2 protein-coding genes are annotated in these 2687 nt (G+C 61.3%); both read right to left on the bottom strand.

What is annotated here, in order from left to right; all coding sequences use genetic code 11:
* The coding region (locus EOA36_RS32950; protein ID WP_127280954.1) for a DUF4347 domain-containing protein at nt 1-1656 on the bottom strand (1656 nt) is incomplete at its 3' end.
* 91 nt (nt 1657-1747) lie between these two features.
* Nucleotides 1748-2062: a hypothetical protein gene (locus EOA36_RS32955; protein ID WP_127280955.1), complete on the bottom strand. Its 315-nt coding sequence runs from the start codon at nt 2060-2062 to the stop codon at nt 1748-1750.
* Nucleotides 2063-2687 lie beyond the last annotated feature (625 nt).

Raw genomic sequence — 2687 nt, forward strand, 5'->3', positions numbered from 1 at the left:
GGTCGAGCCAGTTGCACCGGTCGAGCCAGTCGCACCGGTATCACCTGTTGCTCCAGTCGAGCCTGTTGCTCCAGTCGAGCCAGTTGCTCCGGTCGAGCCTGTCGTTCCGGTCGAGCCGGTGGCGCCGGTCGAGCCGGTAGCGCCGGTAGAGCCGGTCGCACCAGTCGCTCCGGTATCACCTGTTGCTCCTGTCGAGCCAGTTGCTCCTGTGGAGCCGGTCGCTCCGGTCGAGCCGGTTGCTCCAGTCGAGCCCGTTGCACCAGTCGAACCTGTCGCTCCAGTCGAACCGGTCGAGCCAGTTGCACCTGTCGAGCCAGTCGAGCCGGTTGCACCTGTCGAGCCAGTCGAGCCGGTATCACCCGTTGCTCCGGTCGAGCCGGTTGCACCAGTCGAACCTGTCGCTCCGGTAGAGCCTGTCGTTCCGGTCGAGCCGGTGGCACCGGTCGAGCCGGTCGCACCAGTTGCGCCGGTAGAGCCGGTCGCACCAGTCGAACCTGTCGCTCCGGTCGAGCCAGTCGAGCCTGTCGCACCGGTCGAGCCGGTGGCACCGGTCGAGCCAGTCGCACCAGTCGCGCCCGTCCCACCTGAAGCTCCCGTGGCACCCGTGGCGCCCGTTGCACCGGTCCCGCCAGAAGCACCTGTCGAGCCAGTCGCACCCGAAGCGCCTGTCGCACCAGTAGCGCCCGTCGCACCTGTGGCTCCTGTCGCGCCCGTTGCTCCTGTCGCGCCGGTCGCGCCTGTCGGGCCTGTCGGGCCTGTCGGGCCTGGAGTGCCGGCACTTGCTACGTTTATGTTGCCCCCATCAAAATGATCGCCATTGTTGCCGGATCCGCCAACGGCATTGATGGGCGTGGTCGTGAAACTGAAACCAGGTTGGTCGCCTGCCATCACGGGGTCAATGTCTGCGACAGCAGTTAGCGTACCGTACAAGCGAAAGCCTGAATCGTAGACAAGATAAGTATGAGTTATATCTGGAACAGTAACAGTTATGGAAAAATGTGATGCAACGTCCGGAGTAGCCGGAAGAACAAAACTTCCTACTATGAGATCATCAGATGCCTCAGGAGTGTTATTCGTATCTACTAGGTAAAACGTGTTAATGCTTTTTCCCGAGCCATCTATTAATCCAGTCAGCGTCAAATCACCTGCGGTAAAAACTCCTCCATAATACACCATCCCATCCTGGGTCAGGGGTGGCCGGGGTTTGTTCGCGTGTTCCGACATCTCCCAAGAGCCACCTAGCTTGGCTGCTCCAACCAGCGATCTCGATGCGCGGACGTCCGCGCCGACGGCTTGTTCCAGCGCCGTAACGAAGGTCTCGCCAGCATTCCCTAAAGCCGTCTCGCAACTCCACAGTCGCAGTTCGCCGTCCGCGGCAAGCGCCCTGCCGATTGCGGCAAGATCCTCAGCATCTTCCTTCAGTGTGGTGGCCGACCATTCTCCGCTTGTGAAGCTAACGCGGCCAGGCGCGCCATGCGCCATAACATGGATCGCATCGAGCCCTTCGTGCTCCGCGAGCGCCGCAGCGATCTGCTGCGCCGCCGGCGAGCGGTCGTCGAGCACAATCGCTTGAACTTCGGGGCGCACGTTGCCGACCACCGTCTGCAGGTCGGAGACCGAGGTATCGACAAAAAGAATTTCAGAGGCACGGGCCATGACTGGCTCCTCTTGGCTTCGAACTCAGTTCAAACGGAAACCGCCCACCGGCCTCGCCGGCGAGGGCTCGGGATAAGCGACTTGAGAGGCCTCATCTTCCGGACGGCCCGATGGCGCCGTCGGGATGTTCGACAGCGGGGCTCTCTACCCGGAGGAAGCTGCAGGCCTGGAAATTCCCGCCATCATCAAACGTGCCAATCGCAAATGAACCGGCCGCGGCCGGAACCTTGACGGTGACAGCGACGGCGAGGCTTCGCTTGACGGCCTTGGGAAGAATGACCTGACCGACGACGGCGCTCTTGGCCGTGTCAAGGATAAAATAAGCTACATTTTCGGGCGTGTCGCCGATGGGCAAAACGCCTCTAACAGCAACTTCCATGACGGCAAACCCTGCTATGTAGCTCATCATTTCCTCCTCGGTCGGCGGCGGCAACGCCGCTGTGTGTCTTGTTTCGTGCCTAGTTTCTATCGCTGCCGAGCGCCCGCGCTCGCTAAGGGCGGTCGCAGCTTCTGCCGGTGCTCGAGCTGCGTGCAAGATCCGTAAACCGACGGGCGCCGCACGAGCGACCAGACGCGCGCACAAGGCTTGACGACCTCTTCGTGCCGTCCGATCGAACGCCGTCCACTTGTCTTCACTGAGGTGGGTGTGGAACTCGCTGCGCGCCGCGGTCCAAAGGGCGCCGAGCAACACTCATCAAGCGCCACGCAATCTTTGCTGGCGGCCAGCTGCAGATAGTTGAGGGATTGATTGAAGCAGAAACCTGCGTCGCGTACGCATCGTTTCGCACTTGGTATCACACCAACCACAGCCAACTCCCAACACACGAGGGAATCGACTACTTGCGAGGGACCATCCGGTTGGGAAAACGCGGGCCTAATTCAAGACCCTACGACGTCTTCCTTGCACGCCAAACACTTTCTGCGCCCTCACGCACGAAGTGGGATTGCTCCAGATACTCTCCTGGCTTCGCAGACAGCGCGAACCGACAGGCCTACTGCCGGTCCACGGAGACCCTCCCATACATAAGATA

Source organism: Mesorhizobium sp. M8A.F.Ca.ET.021.01.1.1 (assembly GCF_003998025.1).
Classification (GTDB): domain Bacteria; phylum Pseudomonadota; class Alphaproteobacteria; order Rhizobiales; family Rhizobiaceae; genus Mesorhizobium.

Excerpts from the sequence above, each read along its gene's own strand:
- EOA36_RS32955 (WP_127280955.1), bottom strand. The coding sequence starts at position 2,062 with ATGAGCTACATAGCAGGGTTTGCCGTCATGGAAGTTGCTGTTAGAGGC.